Origin of the sequence: Agromyces sp. NPDC057679 (assembly GCF_042799635.1) — a bacterium.
In the GTDB taxonomy this organism is placed as follows: domain Bacteria; phylum Actinomycetota; class Actinomycetes; order Actinomycetales; family Microbacteriaceae; genus Agromyces.
The window spans coordinates 251,706-269,072 of sequence record NZ_JBHVIK010000003.1 but is presented as its reverse complement, the minus strand read 5'-3'; the positions used below and the strand labels follow the sequence as shown (position 1 = coordinate 269,072).

The 17,367-nt window shown below is 69.5% G+C and carries 20 protein-coding genes and 1 tRNA gene; 12 read left to right on the top strand and 9 right to left on the bottom strand.

Annotated elements, in window-relative coordinates:
• Positions 1–9: 9 nt before the first annotated feature.
• Together ACFVAJ_RS14175 and ACFVAJ_RS14170 are read left to right on the top strand one after the other, a co-directional pair.
• Complete coding sequence (locus ACFVAJ_RS14175) at positions 10–765, top strand: YcnI family protein (RefSeq protein WP_376945141.1); 756 nt, start codon at positions 10–12, stop codon at positions 763–765.
• Between the two features lie 165 nt (positions 766–930).
• Positions 931–1,719, top strand: a complete 789-nt coding sequence (locus ACFVAJ_RS14170) for a maleylpyruvate isomerase N-terminal domain-containing protein (RefSeq protein ID WP_376945139.1) — start codon at positions 931–933, stop codon at positions 1,717–1,719.
• A 137-nt stretch (positions 1,720–1,856) separates the two neighbouring features.
• Here ACFVAJ_RS14170 and ACFVAJ_RS14165 read toward each other — a convergent pair whose 3' ends face one another.
• From ACFVAJ_RS14165 to ACFVAJ_RS14155, 3 genes are all read right to left on the bottom strand, one after another.
• A complete protein-coding gene (locus ACFVAJ_RS14165) occupies positions 1,857–2,201 on the bottom strand; it encodes a YciI family protein (RefSeq protein WP_376945137.1) in 345 nt (114 codons plus the stop codon).
• Positions 2,198–2,719, bottom strand: coding sequence for a GNAT family N-acetyltransferase (locus tag ACFVAJ_RS14160; protein WP_376945135.1), 522 nt, complete (start codon positions 2,717–2,719; stop codon positions 2,198–2,200). Before ACFVAJ_RS14160 ends, ACFVAJ_RS14165 begins: the two co-directional genes overlap by 4 nt.
• A 60-nt stretch (positions 2,720–2,779) precedes the next feature.
• Positions 2,780–2,855, bottom strand: a tRNA-Gly gene (locus ACFVAJ_RS14155).
• Between the two features lie 175 nt (positions 2,856–3,030).
• Between ACFVAJ_RS14155 and ACFVAJ_RS14150 the strand changes: the two genes are divergently transcribed.
• On the top strand, positions 3,031–3,411 hold the full coding sequence (locus tag ACFVAJ_RS14150; protein WP_376945133.1) for a YybH family protein: 381 nt from the start codon (positions 3,031–3,033) through the stop codon (positions 3,409–3,411).
• Positions 3,412–3,434: 23 nt separating this feature from the next.
• Here ACFVAJ_RS14150 and ACFVAJ_RS14145 read toward each other — a convergent pair whose 3' ends face one another.
• Both ACFVAJ_RS14145 and ACFVAJ_RS14140 read right to left on the bottom strand, forming a co-directional pair.
• Positions 3,435–3,938, bottom strand: coding sequence for a sigma-70 family RNA polymerase sigma factor (locus tag ACFVAJ_RS14145; RefSeq protein ID WP_376945129.1), 504 nt, complete (start codon positions 3,936–3,938; stop codon positions 3,435–3,437).
• Positions 3,939–4,094: 156 nt separating this feature from the next.
• Positions 4,095–4,493 carry a hypothetical protein gene (locus tag ACFVAJ_RS14140; protein WP_376945127.1) on the bottom strand — a complete coding sequence of 133 codons (399 nt, stop codon included), beginning with the start codon at positions 4,491–4,493 and terminating at the stop codon, positions 4,095–4,097.
• On the opposite strand from ACFVAJ_RS14140, the gene ACFVAJ_RS14135 reads away from it, so the two are divergent.
• Positions 4,492–5,256 (top strand): SDR family NAD(P)-dependent oxidoreductase, encoded by a 765-nt coding sequence (locus ACFVAJ_RS14135; protein WP_376945125.1) that lies wholly within the window; start codon positions 4,492–4,494, stop codon positions 5,254–5,256. The two genes, ACFVAJ_RS14140 and ACFVAJ_RS14135, sit on opposite strands and share 2 nt — an antisense overlap.
• Before the next feature lie 16 nt (positions 5,257–5,272).
• Here ACFVAJ_RS14135 and dhaM read toward each other — a convergent pair whose 3' ends face one another.
• Genes dhaM through dhaK form a run of 3 tightly spaced genes read right to left on the bottom strand, consistent with a single transcriptional unit; the run spans position 5,273 to position 7,673 of the window.
• Positions 5,273–6,004, bottom strand: coding sequence for a dihydroxyacetone kinase phosphoryl donor subunit DhaM (gene dhaM, locus ACFVAJ_RS14130; RefSeq protein ID WP_376945123.1), 732 nt, complete (start codon positions 6,002–6,004; stop codon positions 5,273–5,275).
• Positions 6,001–6,648: a dihydroxyacetone kinase subunit DhaL gene (dhaL, locus tag ACFVAJ_RS14125; RefSeq protein ID WP_376945121.1), complete on the bottom strand. Its 648-nt coding sequence runs from the start codon at positions 6,646–6,648 to the stop codon at positions 6,001–6,003. Before dhaL ends, dhaM begins: the two co-directional genes overlap by 4 nt.
• 23 nt (positions 6,649–6,671) lie before the next feature.
• Positions 6,672–7,673 carry a dihydroxyacetone kinase subunit DhaK gene (gene dhaK, locus ACFVAJ_RS14120; protein ID WP_376945119.1) on the bottom strand — a complete coding sequence of 334 codons (1,002 nt, stop codon included), beginning with the start codon at positions 7,671–7,673 and terminating at the stop codon, positions 6,672–6,674.
• Positions 7,674–7,880: 207 nt separating this feature from the next.
• Here dhaK and ACFVAJ_RS14115 point away from each other — a divergent pair, with 207 nt between their 5' ends.
• Together ACFVAJ_RS14115 and glpK are read left to right on the top strand one after the other, a co-directional pair.
• On the top strand, positions 7,881–8,639 hold the full coding sequence (locus tag ACFVAJ_RS14115; protein ID WP_376945117.1) for an MIP/aquaporin family protein: 759 nt from the start codon (positions 7,881–7,883) through the stop codon (positions 8,637–8,639).
• A gap of 101 nt (positions 8,640–8,740) precedes the next feature.
• The gene (gene glpK, locus ACFVAJ_RS14110; RefSeq protein WP_376945115.1) at positions 8,741–10,255 is read left to right on the top strand and encodes a glycerol kinase GlpK; all 1,515 of its coding nucleotides are present in this window, start codon (positions 8,741–8,743) and stop codon (positions 10,253–10,255) included.
• Between the two features lie 65 nt (positions 10,256–10,320).
• On the opposite strand, the gene trpD is transcribed toward glpK, so the two are convergent.
• Positions 10,321–11,373 (bottom strand): anthranilate phosphoribosyltransferase, encoded by a 1,053-nt coding sequence (trpD, locus tag ACFVAJ_RS14105; protein ID WP_376945113.1) that lies wholly within the window; start codon positions 11,371–11,373, stop codon positions 10,321–10,323.
• Between the two features lie 138 nt (positions 11,374–11,511).
• Here trpD and ACFVAJ_RS14100 point away from each other — a divergent pair, with 138 nt between their 5' ends.
• The 6 genes from ACFVAJ_RS14100 to ACFVAJ_RS14075 are packed head-to-tail and all read left to right on the top strand — an operon-like array spanning position 11,512 to position 17,364.
• A complete protein-coding gene (locus ACFVAJ_RS14100) occupies positions 11,512–12,147 on the top strand; it encodes a heme-copper oxidase subunit III (protein ID WP_022887748.1) in 636 nt (211 codons plus the stop codon).
• A 49-nt stretch (positions 12,148–12,196) separates the two neighbouring features.
• On the top strand, positions 12,197–12,991 hold the full coding sequence (locus ACFVAJ_RS14095) for a c-type cytochrome (protein WP_376945110.1): 795 nt from the start codon (positions 12,197–12,199) through the stop codon (positions 12,989–12,991).
• A gap of 37 nt (positions 12,992–13,028) precedes the next feature.
• Complete coding sequence (locus ACFVAJ_RS14090) at positions 13,029–14,105, top strand: Rieske 2Fe-2S domain-containing protein (RefSeq protein ID WP_376945108.1); 1,077 nt, start codon at positions 13,029–13,031, stop codon at positions 14,103–14,105.
• A complete protein-coding gene (locus tag ACFVAJ_RS14085; protein WP_376945106.1) occupies positions 14,102–15,709 on the top strand; it encodes a cytochrome bc complex cytochrome b subunit in 1,608 nt (535 codons plus the stop codon). Before ACFVAJ_RS14090 ends, ACFVAJ_RS14085 begins: the two co-directional genes overlap by 4 nt.
• A gap of 32 nt (positions 15,710–15,741) precedes the next feature.
• Complete coding sequence (locus tag ACFVAJ_RS14080) at positions 15,742–16,644, top strand: methyltransferase domain-containing protein (protein ID WP_376945104.1); 903 nt, start codon at positions 15,742–15,744, stop codon at positions 16,642–16,644.
• 36 nt (positions 16,645–16,680) lie between these two features.
• Positions 16,681–17,364 carry a methyltransferase domain-containing protein gene (locus ACFVAJ_RS14075; RefSeq protein ID WP_376945102.1) on the top strand — a complete coding sequence of 228 codons (684 nt, stop codon included), beginning with the start codon at positions 16,681–16,683 and terminating at the stop codon, positions 17,362–17,364.
• Positions 17,365–17,367 lie beyond the last annotated feature (3 nt).

The window sequence follows — 17,367 nt, the reverse complement described above, 5'->3', positions numbered from 1 at the left end:
GAACTCACCATGTCTGAACGACCCTCCTTCCGTCCTGCCCTCATGACCGCCGCCGCACTCGGCGCCGGCGCACTCCTCGCGATCGGCGCTCCGCTCGCCGCGAGCGCGCATGTCGGCGTCGAGTCCACGTCGACTGCGGCGGGCGCGTACACCGTGCTCGGCTTCGGCATCCCGCATGGCTGCGGCGAGAGCCCCACCACGAAGCTCACCTTCACCATCCCCGAGGGCATCGACCGGGTCACCCCGACCGTCAACCACGGTTGGACGATCGAGAAGGTGATCGAGACTCTGCCTGAACCGAAGACCGACTCGCACGGAGCGAACGTCGTCGACCGGGTGAGCCAGGTCGTCTACACGGCGGTCACTCCGCTGCCGAGCGATCTGCGCGACGTCATCGAGCTGTCGCTGCAGCTTCCCGCCGACGCCGAGGGCGAGATCCTCGCGTTCCCGGTGCTGCAGGAGTGCGCCGAGGGCTCGACCGACTGGAGCGCCCCCGTCGTCGAGGGCGAGGAGGAACCCGAGCACCCGGCCCCTTCCATCACCGTGACCGCTGCGGAGGCCGATGGGCACCACGGCGGAGTGGTGAGCGCCTCCGACCACGGCGACGCGGATGCCTCGGCCACGTCATCAGACTCGGCCGCCGCCTCGGCGAATGACGCAGTGGCGCGTGCCCTCGGCATCACCGGCATCGTGGTGGGCGTCGCTGGCCTCGGACTCGGCCTCGCCGTCGCGCTCGGCGCACGTCGCTCGCGCAAGTCGGAATAGTCGACCGATACCCACTGCAGGATCGCGGCTCCGGTCCCGGCCGGGGCCGCGATCTTGTGGATATCCGCCGGCTTTCGTCGGCCGAGCAGCATGGAAAGCCTTGGGTGGCCGCGTCGGCTGCAAGAACCACTGTCCAGTGGCGGGGCACTGTGATAGAAAGCCGGGATGCACGAGTTTCTCGCGTTCCCCGACCGGCTGCGGCTGATCGACGAACGGTCGGCCGCCTTCCAGGCTGCGGTCGCCGCGGCACCCAGCCTCGACATGCAGATGCCGACCAATCCCGAGCGGACGCTGTTCGATCACGTGCAGCACGTGGGCATGGGTCGCCGCAAGGCAGCCGCCATCGTCGCCGCCGGCCCTGCGGACGCTCCGCCGGAGGAATCCGCTTGGGGTGGCGGCACGGGTGCACCTCGGGAGCGCGAGGCGCTCCTGGCCTGGTGGGTCGAGTCCGTCGAGCAGCTGATGAGCGTGCTGCGCGAGGCGGGCCCCGATCGCGGCTGCTGGACGTGGTGGGATGACTCGCCGTCACCGCAGACCTCAGGGGCCTGGGCGCGGCGCCAGCTCCACGAGATCGCGGTGCACACCTACGATGTCCAGCTCGCCGGCGGCGCCCCGCAGCCCATCCCGGAGCAGATCGCCCTCGACGGGTTCGACGACTGCCAGTTCACCCTCTGCGCGACGACGGTCGCCTGGCCGCACGAGCCCGCCACCGTCGAGTACCACGCGACCGAGAGTCGCTCCTGGCGCCTCCGGCTGTCCCCCGACGGAGCACAGGTCGCCCACCTCGCGCCCGTCGCCGGCGAGGAGGACTCCGACATGACCGACGCCTCCGCCCGGGGCACGGCCAGTGACCTGGTCCTGTTCTTCTACGGCCGCATTCCGCTGGAATCGTTGGAGTTCCAAGGCGACCGTCGCATCTTCGATCAGCTCGCGGCCTGGGATCCGTCCGTGTGACGACCCGCGTGATGCGATCGTACGAACCCGGAGGTCGAGGCCGACGCCGACGATTTCACGACGGGCAGCGAGTGCCCTGTCAACGAATTCCTCCCTGCTTCTCGGTCTCCAGTGATTTCCGAGACCGAGCGACCACCTCAGCTCTCAGGGTCGTACATGAACGCGCGCACCTCCTGCGCGCATCGGCAGGCAGCCGCGATCTTCGCCGCCCATTCGAGTGCGGCCTCGCGGCTCGGCACCTCGAGCACCGTGAATCCCCCGTCGAGTCGAGGGCGCTCGGGGTAGGTGCCGTCGCGCACTGCACCGTCACCCTCGACCAGGACGGGCGCGACACTCTCGTCGACTCCCCCGCCGAACACCCAGACTCCGGCTGCCTTCGCGGCCCGCACGACCTCGCGCGAGTCGTGGTCGGCCGCCTGCAACTCCTCGGCAGTGAGATGCTGCATCGCGGCACTCGGGAACGAGATCAGGTACTTCGTCATGGCTTCGCTGCCCCTTCGTTGTCTCCGCTCGAGGGTTCGCCCCGAAGCATCTTGCGCATCTGCTGCGTGGTCACCTCGTACCCCGCCGACTCGTACAGCCCGATGCCGGCGGTGTTCTTGCCGAACACGTTCAGTTCGAGCGCCGCGGCGCCGGCTTCGAGGGCCGCGCGTTCGACCACCTCGAGCAGCGCTCGCCCGAGTCCGCTCCCCCGCCGCGCCTCGAGGACCTCGATGTCGTAGAGAAATGCGGCGTCGGGCGCGCCGCGCGGGTGGTCGAGACCGACCCAAGCGCGCCCGACCGGCTCGCCGTCGGCGTCGATCCCTCGCAGCACGAGCATCCGTGGCGTGTCGACGCCCTGCGGGAGCAGGAGGGCGTTCTCGTCTCGAGCGCGCTCGACCGCACCTTCGGCCCGCCATCGTCCGGCCGCGATCTGCTCGGTCGCGTACTCCTCGGCGATCTCGGTCTGCCACTCGTCGAACTCGGCGCGCGTCATCGCACGCACAGTCACGTTCGTCATGCAAGCCATGGTTGCATGCGCGAGGTGCCGCCGGTCAAGGCGGTACTGGAAATGATCCTGTGGAGCGGACGACGGGGTTCGAACCCGCGACCTTCACCTTGGCAAGGTGACGCGCTACCAGCTGCGCTACGTCCGCATCGGGGCGGATGCCCCGTGGCCGACTCTCTCGAGCGGCCGTGAACGAGTATACCGGATTCGGAATGTACTGATTCACCACTCCCCTCTCCGACGAGATCTGTCACACGGCGAACTCCCCCGCGTCGTTCCCAGTAGGGCGCGAATCCGCGCGCCGATCTCCCGAAAGGAACCCCATGTCGACTCCGGTCACCTCGCTCGACCAGCTCAACCTCGCGTTCGCCGAGCGCTTCAACGCGCGCGACCTCGACGGGCTGCTCGCGCTCAACATCCCCGAGGCGGTCTTCGTGCCCGCGCCGGGGCAGCCCGTGCAGGGCGTCGGGCCGGTGCGTACCGCGCTCGAGCAGTTCCTCGCCCTCGAGCTGCCGATCACGATGACGGTGCGCCACGCCTTCGCGAGCGGCTCGACCGGACTCACGATCGCCGACTGGACGATGCAGGGCACCGGTCCGGACGGCAGCGCGATCGAGCTCGGCGGCAGCACCTCGGATGTCGCGATCTTCGATGAGGCGACCGGATGGCGTTTCGTCATCGACAACCCCTTCGGCACCGCCTGAGCGCAGCGCGGGCCGGTCCGCCGTCAGGCGGCGGGCCGACCCGGCAGGCTCGACGTATCCGCCACCCGAGGATGCTGCTTCAGCGCCCGGCGCGCACGGGCGACCCGCTGGCGCGCGGCAGCCGGGGTGATCCCGAACCGCTCGGCGATCTCCCCCGCCGACTTCCCGTCGACGGCGCTCATGAGCAACGCATCGCGGAGTTCGGGTTGGAGTTCACCGATCGATCGCAGCACTGTCACGAGTTGTGCCTGGAGTTCGGCCTCGTGCTCCACATCATGCCGAGCCCGCAGCCGCTCGCACTCGACTTCACCGTCGGTCGGCGGATTCCGTCGCGCGAGGTCGATCGCGGTGCGACGCGCGATCACGTCGAGCCAGGCGCACATCGTGCCGGCGTCGGCGCGCTCGAGCCCGTCGATCGAACGCCAGGCTCGCATGGCGGCGATCTGGGCGGCGTCGTCGGCGTCATCGCGCCGAACACCCAGCGAGATGCTTCGCCGCCGCAGTCGATGCGGTTCGGCGGTGAGCATCGCGGTAAGCGTGCGCCGCCGCTCCACTGCCGTGCTCACTTGAAGTCCGGTCACGGCGTCTCCACTCTTCGGCCCATTTCCAGGCGGCGAATTTCTATGCAGGCGCATGCTACTGGAGGAGAGTGGAGTCCGCTCCCCCGGAGGCGTCGAGAATCCTCAGGCCTGCGGCGACTGTGCCGCCCGCTCGGCGCGCCGGCCGCTCAACGGCATGCCGAGCTCGTTCAGCGGCGCGTTCGTGGGCCGCTCGGGCAACCGTTCGTCGGTCGGGCACGTCATCACGATGTTGCCGGCCGTATCGTCGAAGCGATGCTCGGAGATCGCCTGGCCGCAGACCGGACACGGTCGCGTCATCAACTCCGCAGGATCGGCCTGCTCGATGCCTTCCGTGATGGGCGGGGCGCCGAAGATCGGCTCGAGTGCGTGATCGACTCGATCGAAGAACCGGGTGAATGCGTTGCCGTCATCAGGGCGGCTCGCTGCGTCGCGTGCCATACGCCAGATGGTACGCCCTGAGGCATCCTCATCGCCAGTGACGCGGCCGTAGGCTTGCAGCATGACGGATGCCTCGCTCCCCCGCCCGGTCACGATCATCACCGGTGCGAGCCGCGGCATCGGCGCTGCGATCGCCGAACGGCTCGCCGCCGAGGGCCACGACCTCGTGCTCACCTACCGCGAACGCGCCGACGAGGCCGACGCCGTCGCACAGCGCTGCAGCGCCGCGGGTGCCAAGGTGCTCCTCCTCCAGGCCGACCTCGGCGATCTCGACGCCGCGGCGAACGTCGTCCCCGCGGCGATCGCCGCCTTCGGGCGCGTCACCGGCCTCGTCAACAACGCGGGCATCACCGGACGCATCGGGCCGTTCCTCGACGCCGAGCTCGAGGAGACCGAGCTCCTCTTCCGCGTCAACGTGCTCGCACCGATCGTGCTCACGCGCGCGGCCGTCGCGCACATGGCGACCGACCGCGGCGGCGCCGGCGGGTCGATCGTGAACATCTCCTCGGGCGCGGCGAAGTCGGGCTCACCGAACACGTACATCCCGTACGCGATGAGCAAGGCGGCGCTCAACGCCCTCACGACGGGCGCATCGAAGGAGTTCGGCCCGGTCGGTGTGCGCGTCAACACCGTCTCCCCCGGCACGACGCGCACCGAGATCCACGCGGCGGCCGGTCGGCCCGACGCCCCCGACGAGCGCGCCCCGGGCATCCCGATGCGCCGCCCGGGCGAAGCCCACGAGATGGCGGGCGCCGTCGCCTACCTGCTCTCCTCCGACGCGAGCTACACCTCGGGAGCCGACATCCGCATCGCCGGCGGCAACTGAGCTCCGCGCGCGAGCCCTAGTGCTCGCCGAACCCCGATGCGGCGAGGGCGGCGAGGGCGTCGACCTCGCCTGAACCGGCGACGTCGTCGGTGGCGATCTCGACCTCGGCGCCCTTCGTGAGCCCCAGCGACATGATGCCGAGCAGGCTCTTCGCGTCGGCGCCGTTCACCGTCACGCGGTGCTCGAAGGTCGCCGCCAGTTTGACGAGCTCCGCGGCGGGCCGGGCATGCAGGCCGTCGGCGTTCACGAGCGTCACCGTCCGCGAATAGCCGGATGCCCCGGCGTCGCCGCCGCCCGGAGCCACGTCGTCCGCGCCCGATGCCGTCGACCCGGCGCCGCTCGCGCCGCCGTCGCCCCGCGCCGACTCCGCGGCGGCCACGACCGCATCCAGCCCGTCGCCGGCCTCGGCCGCCACCGACGCGGCGACCCCGCCCTCGACGAGCGGCGCATCGACGAGGCGCACCCGGGCGCGCAGTTCGTCGTCGAGGAAGTCGAGCGCCGTCTCCGTCGTGAGGATCGCCGACCCGAGGTCGCAGAGCACGACGGCCCCGTGCCCCGAGTCGGCCGCGGAGATCGCTGCCGACACGAGGTCGAAGCTCGTGCCGATGCGGCCGTCGTCGGTGCCGCCGGCGGCCTCGAGCGCGGCCGTCGGGGCCATCTGACGGGCGAGTTCGACGAGACCCGCCGCGATCTGCGACGAGTGCGAGACGAAGACGAGACCGACCTTGCCCGGGGTTCCTCCGCTCATGCCCCTGCCCCGTCGGCCGCGGCGTCGGCGCCGGCGCGCAGCAGCAGCGCGCTCGACTCGGCGCCCGGGTCGCGGTGTCCGGCCGAGCGCTCGCCGAGATAGCTCGCCCGACCCTTGCGTGCGACGAGCGGTTCGGTTGCGACCGCGCCCGCCTCGGCGGCGGAGGCCGCTGCGGCGAACACCTCGGCGGCGTCGGCGCCGGCGCTCGCCGCAGCCTCGGCGGCGTCGACGGCCGGGGTCCACGCGTCGACCATCGTCTTGTCGCCGGGCTCGGCCTTGCCCCGGCTCACGATGCCGTCGCGTGCGGCGGCGAGGAGGCCGGCGACGGCGGCGCCGTCGAGCGAGGTCGCCCCGCCGACCGCGCCCGAGGCCTTCAGGTACGCCGTGCCGTAGAGCGGTCCGGCCGCGCCGCCGACCGTCGAGATGAGGGTCGTCGCGACGAGTTTCAGCACGTCACCGGGCGTCGAGCCCGCCGGCAGGTCGTCGAGTTTCGCCACGACCGCCTGGAATCCGCGGTCCATGTTCTCGCCGTGGTCGCCGTCGCCGATCTCGCGGTCGAGCGTGATCAGCTCCACCCGATGCTCCGCGATGCGATCCGCGCTCCGCCTGACCCAGTCGACCGCCCAGGTGATGTCCAATCCCACCGGTTCTCCCTCGCCTTCCCCGTCTACCGACCCCATCGGAGTGCAGCCGTCTGCACCGGGGCATCCCAGAGTTCGATCATCTCGTCATCGAGCTTCAGCAATGTGATCGACATCCCCTGCATCTCGAGCGAGGTGATGTAGTTGCCGACGAGCGATCGTGCGATCGGGATGCCGCGCTCCGCGAGCACCTCGGCCGCCCGGCGGTAGGCGAGGTAGAGCTCGACCTGCGGCGTGCCGCCCATGCCGTTCACGAACAGCAGCGCGCGCTCGCCGGAGGCGTAGGGCAGGTCGTCGAGGATCGGCTCGAGCAGCCGGTCGACGAGACGGTCGGCCGGCTCGAGCGCGACCCGCTCGCGGCCAGGCTCGCCGTGGATCCCGATGCCGATCTCGATCTCGTCCTCGGCGAGCGTGAAGCTCGGCTCACCGGCGTGCGGCACGATGCACGGAGTGAGTGCGAGCCCCATCGACCGGGCTCCCGCGTTGACGCGCTCGGCGATCGCGGCCACCTCGTCGAGCGAGTCGCCCCGTTCGGCGGCCGCACCCGCGATCTTCTCGACGAGCACGGTGCCGGCGACGCCGCGGCGCCCTGCCGTGTAGAGCGAGTCCTTCACGGCGACGTCGTCGTTCGTGACGACCGCGCGCACCGTGATGCCCTCGGCTTCGGCGAGGTCGGCCGCGGTCTCGAAGTTCAGCACGTCGCCCGTGTAGTTCTTCACGATGTGGAGCACGCCGGCGCCCCCGTCGACCGCCTTCGTCGCCGCCAGGATCGGATCGGGCGTCGGCGAGGTGAACACGGCACCCGGCACCGCGGCATCAAGCATGCCGAAGCCCACGTACCCGGCGTGCAGCGGCTCATGCCCGCTGCCGCCGCCGCTCACGATGCCGACCTTGCCGGCGATGGGCGCATCGGCGCGGACGACGTGGATCGGGTCGGTCTCGACCCGCACCAGGTCGGCGTGCGCGAGCGCGAACCCTGCGACCGATTCGTCGACGACCCGCTTCGGGTCGTTGATGATCTTCTTCACGGACACCCCTTCCGCCAGGCTGCCTGCGGCCGCGCGACCGTGCATCGACCCCGACGCAGCACTCCCTCGCCAACCTACGCCCGCGGGCGCCCCGCACGTAAGGGGCATTCCGACGATTCCGGCCCGGCCATTCCCCCAGAAGGGGCCACGAGACTATCGTGACCCTTGAGCGGGGGCGACGACGCTTCCGCGTCGAAGGGGGTTGGAATGAATCTCGGAATCATCTTCCTCTCGGAGATGGTCGGCACAGCGATGCTGGTCCTCCTCGGTTGCGGCGTGGTCGCCAATGTCGCGCTCATCAGGACGAAGGGCCACAACGGCGGGTTCCTCATGGTGAACATCGGCTGGGGCCTCGCGGTCTTCTCCGGCGTCATCGTGTCGTACGCGTCCGGGGCCCACCTCAACCCGGCGGTCACGCTCGGACTCACCGTGAACTTCCTCGGCAAGGGCGAGACCGAGTTCGTTCCGGGGATCCCGATCGACGGGGCATCCATCGGCACGTACATCGGCGCGCAGATGGTCGGCGCACTGCTCGGTGCGGTCTTCTGCTGGCTCGCATACAAGCAGCACTTCGACGAGGAGCCGGAACCGGCGGCGAAGCTCGCCGTGTTCTCGACCGGTCCCGCGATCCGCTCCTACGGGTGGAACCTCGTCACCGAGATCATCGGCACCTTCGTGCTGGTGTTCGTCATCCTCGGATTCAGCTACGGCGGCACGCCGGCCGAGCTCGGGGCGATTCCCGTCGCGTTCCTCGTGATCGCGATCGGTGCGTCGCTCGGTGGCCCGACCGGCTACGCGATCAACCCGGCCCGTGACCTCGGTCCTCGCATCGCGCACGCCATCCTGCCCATCAAGGGCAAGGGGTCGTCCGACTGGTCCTACTCCTGGGTGCCGGTCGTCGGCCCCGTCATCGGCGGTCTCATCGCCGGGTGGGCGGCGCTCGCGCTGCTCCCCGTGCTCGGGTGACCCACGGCGGCGGAGCCGTTCCCGGCTCCGCCGCCGAACCGCCCAGCATCGAACCGAGCGTGCGCGGCGACGGGCCTCGTGCGCATGAATGAGAGGAAGTCATGGCCGACTACATCCTGGCTATCGACCAGGGCACGACCAGTTCCCGCGCGATCATCTTCGACAAGGCCGGATCGATCGTCTCCACCGGGCAGCTGGAGCACGAGCAGATCTTCCCCAAGGCGGGCTGGGTCGAGCACGACCCCGCCGAGATCTGGCGCAACACCCGGGAGGTGATCGGCCAGGCCCTCGGCAAGGCCGACCTGACGCGGCACGACATCGCCGCGGTCGGCATCACCAACCAGCGCGAGACGGCCGTCGTGTGGGACAAGCACACCGGCGACCCCGTCTACAACGCGATCGTCTGGCAGGACACCCGGACGCAGCCCATCGTCGACCGCCTTGCCGCGGACGGCGGCGTCGAGCGATTCAAGGAGCAGGTGGGCCTGCCGCTCGCGACCTACTTCTCGGGCACGAAGATCGTCTGGATCCTCGAGAACGTGCCCGGCGCACGCGAGAAGGCCGAGGCCGGCGACCTCCTGTTCGGCACCACCGACACCTGGGTGCTCTGGAACCTCACGGGCGGCCACGAGGGCGGTGTGCACGCGACGGATGTCACGAACGCGAGCCGCACGATGTTCATGGACCTCGAGACCCTGCAATGGGACGACGAGATCCTCGCCGCGTTCGGCGTGCCCCGCTCGATGCTCCCCGAGATCAAGAGCTCGTCGGAGATCTACGGCACCGTCGAGCCCTCGAGCCTGCTCCGCGAGGTGCCGGTCGCCGGCATCCTCGGCGACCAGCAGGCCGCGACCTTCGGCCAGGCCGCCTTCGATCCGGGCGAGTCGAAGAACACCTACGGCACGGGCAACTTCCTCATCTTCAACACGGGCGAGGAGATCGTCCACTCGAAGAACGGACTGCTCACCACGCTCGGCTACAAGCTCGGCGACCAGGCCCCGCACTACGCGCTCGAGGGATCGATCGCCGTCACCGGTTCGCTGATCCAGTGGCTGCGCGACAACCTGGGCCTCTTCGCGAGCGCCCCCGAGGTCGAGGACCTGGCGAAGTCCGTCGAGGACAACGGCGGCGCGTACTTCGTGCCGGCGTTCTCGGGGCTGTTCGCGCCGTACTGGCGCCCCGATGCGCGTGGTGCCCTCGTCGGCCTCACGCGCTTCGTGAACAAGGGCCACATCGCCCGCGCCGCCCTCGAGGCGACGGCGTTCCAGACGAGGGAGGTGCTCGACGCGGTGAACGCCGACTCGGGCGTCGAGCTCACGGAGCTCAAGGTCGACGGCGGCATGATCGCCAACAACACGCTCATGCAGTTCCAGGCCGACATCCTCGGTGTACCGGTCGTCAGGCCGGTCGTCGCCGAGACGACCGCGCTCGGCGCAGCCTACGCCGCGGGCCTCGCGGTCGGCTTCTGGTCGAGCCTCGACGAGCTGCGCGCGAACTGGCAGGAGGACTCCCGCTGGGAGCCCGAGATGGATGCCGCGGAGCGCGACCGGCAGCTGCGGCTCTGGAAGAAGGCGGTCTCGAAGACCTTCGACTGGGTCGATGAGGACGTGAAGTAGGACACCTCCACAACAGCGCGGGCCCCGTGGATGCCACGGGGCCCGCGCCGCTGTTCGGGTCGGCGTCAGCGCTTGGTCGCCGCGATCCACTCGTCGAGCTTCGCCGCGGCGGCACCGCGATCGATGGTCTCCTCGGCGATCGCCATCTTGTCGCGGAAGCGGTCGAGGATCGGGCGCTGGAACTGCGACGGGTCCTTCGCGAGCTCGAACGCGACGAGTCCGGCCGCGGCGTTCAGCACCACGATGTCGCGCACGGGGCCGCGCGCGCCGCCGAGCACCTCGTGCACGATCGCGGCGTTGTGCGCCGCGTCGCCGCCGGTGAGCTGGTCGATGCTCGCACGCGGGATGCCGAGGTCGCGCGGGTCGAGGTCGTGCTCCTTCACCGTGCCGCCCGACACCTCCCACATGTGGCTGTGCCCCGTGGTCGTGAGCTCGTCGAGCCCGTCGTCGCCGCGGAAGACCAGCGCCGTCGCGCCGCGCGTCTGGAACACGCCGACGATGAGCGGAACCCGATCGAGGTGCGCGACGCCGACGGCCGACGCCTCGGGGCGCGCCGGGTTGCAGAGCGGACCGAGGAAGTTGAAGACGGTCGGCACGCCCAGTTGCGCCCGGACGGCGCCGGCGTGGCGGAAGCCGGGGTGGAACGCCGCGGCGTACGCGAAGGTGATGCCCGCCTCGTCGAGGACCTGCGTCACGCGCTCGGCCGGCAGGGCGAGGTCGAGGCCGAGTGCGGCGAGCACATCGGAGGAGCCCGAGGCCGAGCTCGCGGCGCGGTTGCCGTGCTTGATCACGGGGACGCCAGCCGAGGCGGCGACGATGGACGCCATGGTCGAGACGTTGACCGTGCCGAAGCGGTCGCCGCCCGTGCCCACGATGTCGAGCGCCATCGGGTCGGCGTCGAGGGGAACGGCGTGTTCGAGCACGGCATCGCGGAAGCCCACGATCTCGTCGACGGTCTCGCCCTTGATGCGGAGTGCCACGAGGAAGGCGGCGAGTTGCGCCTCGGTCGCGGCGCCCGTCATCACCTGCTCCATGCACCACGCGGCATCCGAAACACTCAGATCTACCCCCTGTAGAAGGGAGTTCAGGATGTCGGGCCAATTCTGGTGAGCGGGCATGTCCCGATCCTATCCGCCCGATTCGCGGCGGATTCACGGGCTTCCCACAGCCCGACTTAGGGTTCCCTTACCCCTCTCGAGCGACACGGTCCGCCCGGATGACGAAAACTCAGGCCTGATTTCGGCCATAATGGGGGGGTGACGAGCACCTCAATCACTTATCAGGCGAGCGCGCCCGTGATCAATCGACCGAACACCGTCGCGGTGGGAACGATCGTCTGGCTGGGCAGCGAGGTCATGTTCTTCGCCGGCCTCTTCGCGATCTACTTCACGCTGCGATCGACGTCGCCCGAACTCTGGGCGTTCGAGGCCGATCGACTCAACTTCCCGTTCTCGCTGACGAACACGATCATCCTCGTGCTCTCGTCGTTCACGTGCCAGTTCGGCGTCTTCGCGGCGGAGCGCATGCAGCCGTACGCGACCGGCGCGTGGTACAACGTGGCGAAGTGGGGCATGGTCGAGTGGTTCTTCCTCACCTTCGCCATGGGCTCGATCTTCGTCGCCGGCCAGGTCTGGGAGTACGCCACCCTCGTCTCCGAGGGCATCGCGATCGACTCCAACGCCTACGGCTCCGCCTTCTACCTGACGACCGGCTTCCACGGCCTCCACGTCACCGGCGGCCTGATCGCGTTCCTGCTCATCATCGGCCGCGTGTTCGCCGTCAAGAACTTCGGCCACCGCGAAGCCACGAGCGCGATCGTCGTCTCGTACTACTGGCACTTCGTCGACGTCGTCTGGATCGGTCTCTTCCTCGTCATCTACGTACTGAAGTAAGCCGCCCCGAGAAGCGTCAACCCTCATGCCCGTGAACAGGAAGAACCACATGACTCGCTCGAAGCGACGCGCCGGACGCCGGCACCCGCTCGCCACCGTCGCGCTCCTCGCGCTCGGTCTCGTCTTCACCGGCGGCGCCTACGCAGCGCTCAGCACCGGCACCGTCGCCCAGGCAGAAGTCGACCCCAACTCGCAGCAGACCATCGAGGAGGGCAAGAAGCTCTTCCAGGCGAACTGCGCGACGTGCCACGGCCTCGAGGCCCAGGGCACCGACAACGGACCGAGCCTCATCGGCGTCGGTGCCGCGTCCGTCGACTTCCAGGTCGGCACCGGCCGCATGCCGATGCAGATGCAGGGCCCGCAGGCCCAGCAGAAGCCCGTGCAGTTCACCGACGAGCAGGTCAAGCAGCTCGCGTACTTCGTCGCCTCGCTGGGCCCCGGCCCCGAGATCCCGAGCGACCACCTCGTCAACGGCGGCGGCGATGCCGCCAACGGCGCCGAGCTCTTCCGCATCAACTGCGCGATGTGCCACAACGTCGCCGGCGCCGGCGGCGCCCTGACCGAGGGCAAGTTCGCTCCCCCGCTCACGGATGTCTCGGGCGTCCACATCTACGAGGCCATGGTCACGGGCCCGCAGAACATGCCGGTGTTCAACGACCTGAACATCTCGCCCGAAGACAAGCGCGACGTCATCACGTACCTCAAGTACGTCCAGGACAACCGTTCCCCCGGCGGAATCGAGCTCGGCTCGCTCGGCCCGGTCGCGGAGGGCCTGTTCATCTGGATCTTCGGTCTCGGCGCGATCGTCGCGATCACCGTGTGGATCACGGCGAAGTCCAACTAGCGCACGCCCGGCACTGAAGAAGCTACGAAGGAGAACCATGGCACAGGACGACCACAGCAGCGCGGAGATCGCCGCTGCCGACTCGTCGCACGCCGCGCACGATTCAGCCGTCTCGCCGGGTACCGCGGTCATCGCCGCTGACGCGTTCGAGAACCCCGGATTCCCGCCGCACCGACCCCGCGTCACCGACGAGGACCCGAAGCGCGAGAAGCGTGCGCAGCGCACCGTCTACACGCTCTTCTACCTCTCGATCCTCGGCAGCGTGTGGGCGATCGCCGCCTACATGCTGTTCCCGATGGAGTCGAACAACGTCGGCGACGTGCGACTGAACAACATGTTCATCGGCCTCGGCGCGACGCTCGCCCTGTTCGGCATCGGCTTCGGCGCGGTGCACTGGGCGAAGGCGATCATGACCGACGTCGAGCTCGCCGACGAGCGTCACCCGATCGGTGGCTCCCCCGAGACGCAGGCCGCGGCCGCCCAGGTCTTCGCCGACGCCGACCGCGAGTCGGGCTTCACCCGTCGCGCGGCGATCCGCAACAGCCTCATCGGCGCGCTGCTGGTCTTCCCGCTCCCGGCCGTCGTGCTGTTCCGCGGGTTCGCTCCCCAGGACCAGATCCCCGTCGAGCTCCTCAGCCACACCATGTGGAAGAAGGGCACGCGTCTCGCGCTCGACCCCTCCGGAACGCCGATCAAGGCCTCCGACGTCACGATCGGCAGCGCCTTCCACGTGATCCCCGAGGGCCTCACCGAGCTCGAGCACGGCAAGCTCGAGGAGAAGGCGAAGGCGGCAGTGCTGCTCATGCGCCTGAACCCCGATGAGCTCAACGAGCTGCCCGAGCGCGAGAGCTGGTCGTACGAGGGCATCGTCGCCTACTCCAAGATCTGCACCCACGTCGGCTGCCCGGTCGCCCTGTACGAGCAGCACACGCACCACCTGCTCTGCCCCTGCCACCAGTCGCAGTTCGATGTGGCGAACCACTGCGAGGTCATCTTCGGCCCGGCCAAGCGGCCCCTGCCGCAGCTGCCGATCGCCGTCGACGACGAGGGCTACCTCATCGCGCAGAGCGACTTCACCGAACCCGTCGGCCCGAGCTTCTGGGAGCGCCATTGAGCACCGCACCGTCCGCCACAGCGCCGCAGAAGCGGTCGTTCACCGCGGCTGCCTCCGTCTACGTCAACGAACGGACGAGTGTCGCCGGCTTCGTCAAGGAGCTCGGCCGCAAGGCGTTCCCCGACCACTGGTCGTTCCTCCTCGGTGAGGTCGCGCTCTTCGCCTTCGTCGTGGTGCTCATCTCGGGTACCTTCCTGACGTTCTTCTTCCAGGCGTCGATGGCCGAGGTCCACTACGACGGCTCGTACGTGCCCCTCAAGGGCGTCGAGATGTCGGTCGCGATGGCGTCGACGCTCGACATCTCGTTCGACATCCGCGGCGGCCTCTTCGTGCGCCAGATGCACCACTGGGGCGCGCTGCTCTTCGTCGCCGCCATCGGCCTGCACATGCTGCGCATCTTCTTCACGGGTGCGTTCCGCAAGCCGCGCGAGCTGAACTGGGTGATCGGTTTCATCCTCTTCATCCTCGCGATGGCCGAGGGCTTCACGGGCTACTCGCTCCCCGACGACCTGCTCTCGGGCAACGGCCTCCGCATCATCGACGGCATGGTCAAGGGCATCCCGCTGATCGGCACCTGGACCTCGTTCCTCCTCTTCGGCGGCGAGTTCCCCGGTACCCAGATCGTGGGTCGTCTCTACACCCTGCACATCCTGCTGCTCCCGGCGCTCGTGGTCGCGCTCGTCGCGCTCCACCTCGTGTTCGTGGTCGTGCACAAGCACACCCAGTACGCGGGCCCCGGCAAGACCCAGCAGAACGCGGTGGGCCCGCCCATCCTCCCGATCTACGCGGCCAAGGCCGGCGGGTTCTTCTTCATCGTCTTCGGTGTGCTCGCACTCATCGCCTCGATGTTCACGATCAACCCGATCTGGAACTACGGTCCCTACGACCCGTCCCCCGTCTCGGCCGGTACCCAGCCCGACTGGTACATCGGCTTCGCCGACGGCGCCCTGCGTCTCATCCCGCCGGGCTGGGAGTTCGTGTGGCTCGACCGCACCTGGTCGTTCAACATCATCGTCCCGCTCGTCGTGCTCGGCGGCTTCATCGTCACCGTGCTCATCTACCCGTTCATCGAGGCGTGGGTGAAGGGCGACAAGCGCGAGCACCACATCGCCGACCGTCCCCGCAACGCACCGACCCGCACGGCGATCGGCGCCGCAGGTGTCACGTTCTACGCCGGCCTCTGGGCGGCGGCGAGCTCCGACATCCTCGCGACGCACTTCTCGCTCACGATGGAGGGCGTGATCCACGCGCTCCAGGCGACCGTCATCCTCGGCCCGTTCGTCGCGTACTTCATCACGAAGCGCGTCTGCATCGCGCTGCAGAAGAAGGACCGCGAGATCGTGCTGCACGGCTACGAGTCGGGTCGCATCGTCAAGCTCCCCGGCGGTGAGTTCATCGAGGTGCACCAGCCGCTCGACGAGTACGAGCGCTGGCGCCTGGTGAGCTTCGAGAGCTACGAGCCGCTCATGATCCGCCCGAACGCCCGTGGCAAGATCACGGTCGGTCAGCGCATCCGCGCCTCGTTCTCGCGCTGGTTCTTCGAAGACCGCATCGCGCCGGTCTCGAAGGGCGAGCTCGAAGCCGGCCACGACGGCCACCACTGACGCACGCGTCTGACAGTTCCGGGCACCGAACCATGTCGATCGACTCGACGTGGCTTCGGTGCCCGAACTGTTTCCTCGACCTCTCCCCCGTCGACGACCGCACCTTCGGCTGCGAGACGGGGCATCGATTCGACCGGTCGAAGCACGGCTTCCTGACGCTGCTGCCTCCGAAGGCGCCGCGCACGGTCGGCGACGATCCCGGGATGCTGCGTGCCCGCGCCGGGCTGCTCGGCAGCGGCGCGTACACGCCGATCTCGGACGCCCTCATCGAGGCCGTGCGGTCGGTGTCGGACTCGCCGCAGACCCGGGCCGCGGGCGAGTCGGGTTCCCCGCTGCGCGTCGCCGATCTCGGCTGCGGCACCGGCCATTACTCGGCCGAGCTCGCGCGTGCACTGCCCGAGCTCGGGTTCCTCCTCGCAGACCGCTCCCCCGATGCGGTTCGCGCGAGCCTGCGGGCGCTGCCCGCAGCCACCGGCGTCGTGCTCGACATCTGGCGGCCCCTCCCGCTCCGCACCGACTGCGTCGACGTCATCCTCAACGTGTTCGCCCCGCGCAACCTCGACGAGTTCGCGCGAGTCCTCCGTCCGGGAGGAACCCTGCTCACCGTCGTGCCGACCGAACGGCATCTGCGCGAGTTGCGCCGCGACGGCCTCATGCTCGACATCCCCAGCGGCAAGTCGTCAGGGCTCACCGAGCAGCTCTCCGCACTCGGCTTCGCGACGGACTCGATCACGGCGATCGAGTACCCACTCCAGGCGGATGCCACCACGCGGCTGCTGCTCGCCGACATGGGGCCCTCGGCGCACCATGCCGAGACGCTCGCGCAGGATGCCACGGCCGGAAGCACGGGCGCGGAGGCGACGGTGCCCGTCACCGTCTCGATCGAGCTGCTTCGCTTCACCCTCGCGGCCGGCGGAGACGTCTGGCACGCGTGACGTGCGCGGGCGGCGCTCCGGCTCCATACTGGCGGCGTGGATGACTGCTGCAGCGCCGGCGACGAGCCGAATGGCCGCTCCGGCGACGGGAACGAACGCTACGATGCCGTGTTCGACGAGCGGTTCGCGAAGCGCATCGCACGCCAGTACGCCAAGCGGGGTCTGACGAGCCCGGAGCGCCGCATCGTCGACTACCTCGTCGACGAGATCGGCGTCGACGGCGCACGGGTCTTGGAGATCGGCGGCGGGGTCGGCGAGCTGCAGTTGGCGTTGCTCGAACGGGGCGCCTCGAGCACGGTCAACCTCGAGCTGTCCGCGGCCTATGAGTCGACTGCGCGCCGACTCGCATCCGAGGCAGGCGTTGCCGATCGGATGACCAGGACGGTCGGCGTCGACCTCGCCGAGCGCCCCGACGCCGTCGGTACCGCCGACATCGTCGTGCTGCATCGCGTGGTCTGCTGCTACCCCGACGCTGAACGCCTGCTCTCTGCTGCAGCCGACCGCGCGACCAGGGCGCTCGTCTTCAGCCACCCGCCGAGGAATCTGTTCAGCCGGGCCGGCGCGGTCGCAGTCAATCTGATGATGCGACTCGTCGGGCGGAGCTACCGCGGATTCATCCACTCCCCCGACGCCATGGTCTCGGTGCTCTCCGCGCATGGGATGCGGCCGGACTACCGACACCGCGATCTCTCGTGGTGCATCGTCGGCGCACGACGGTGAGCC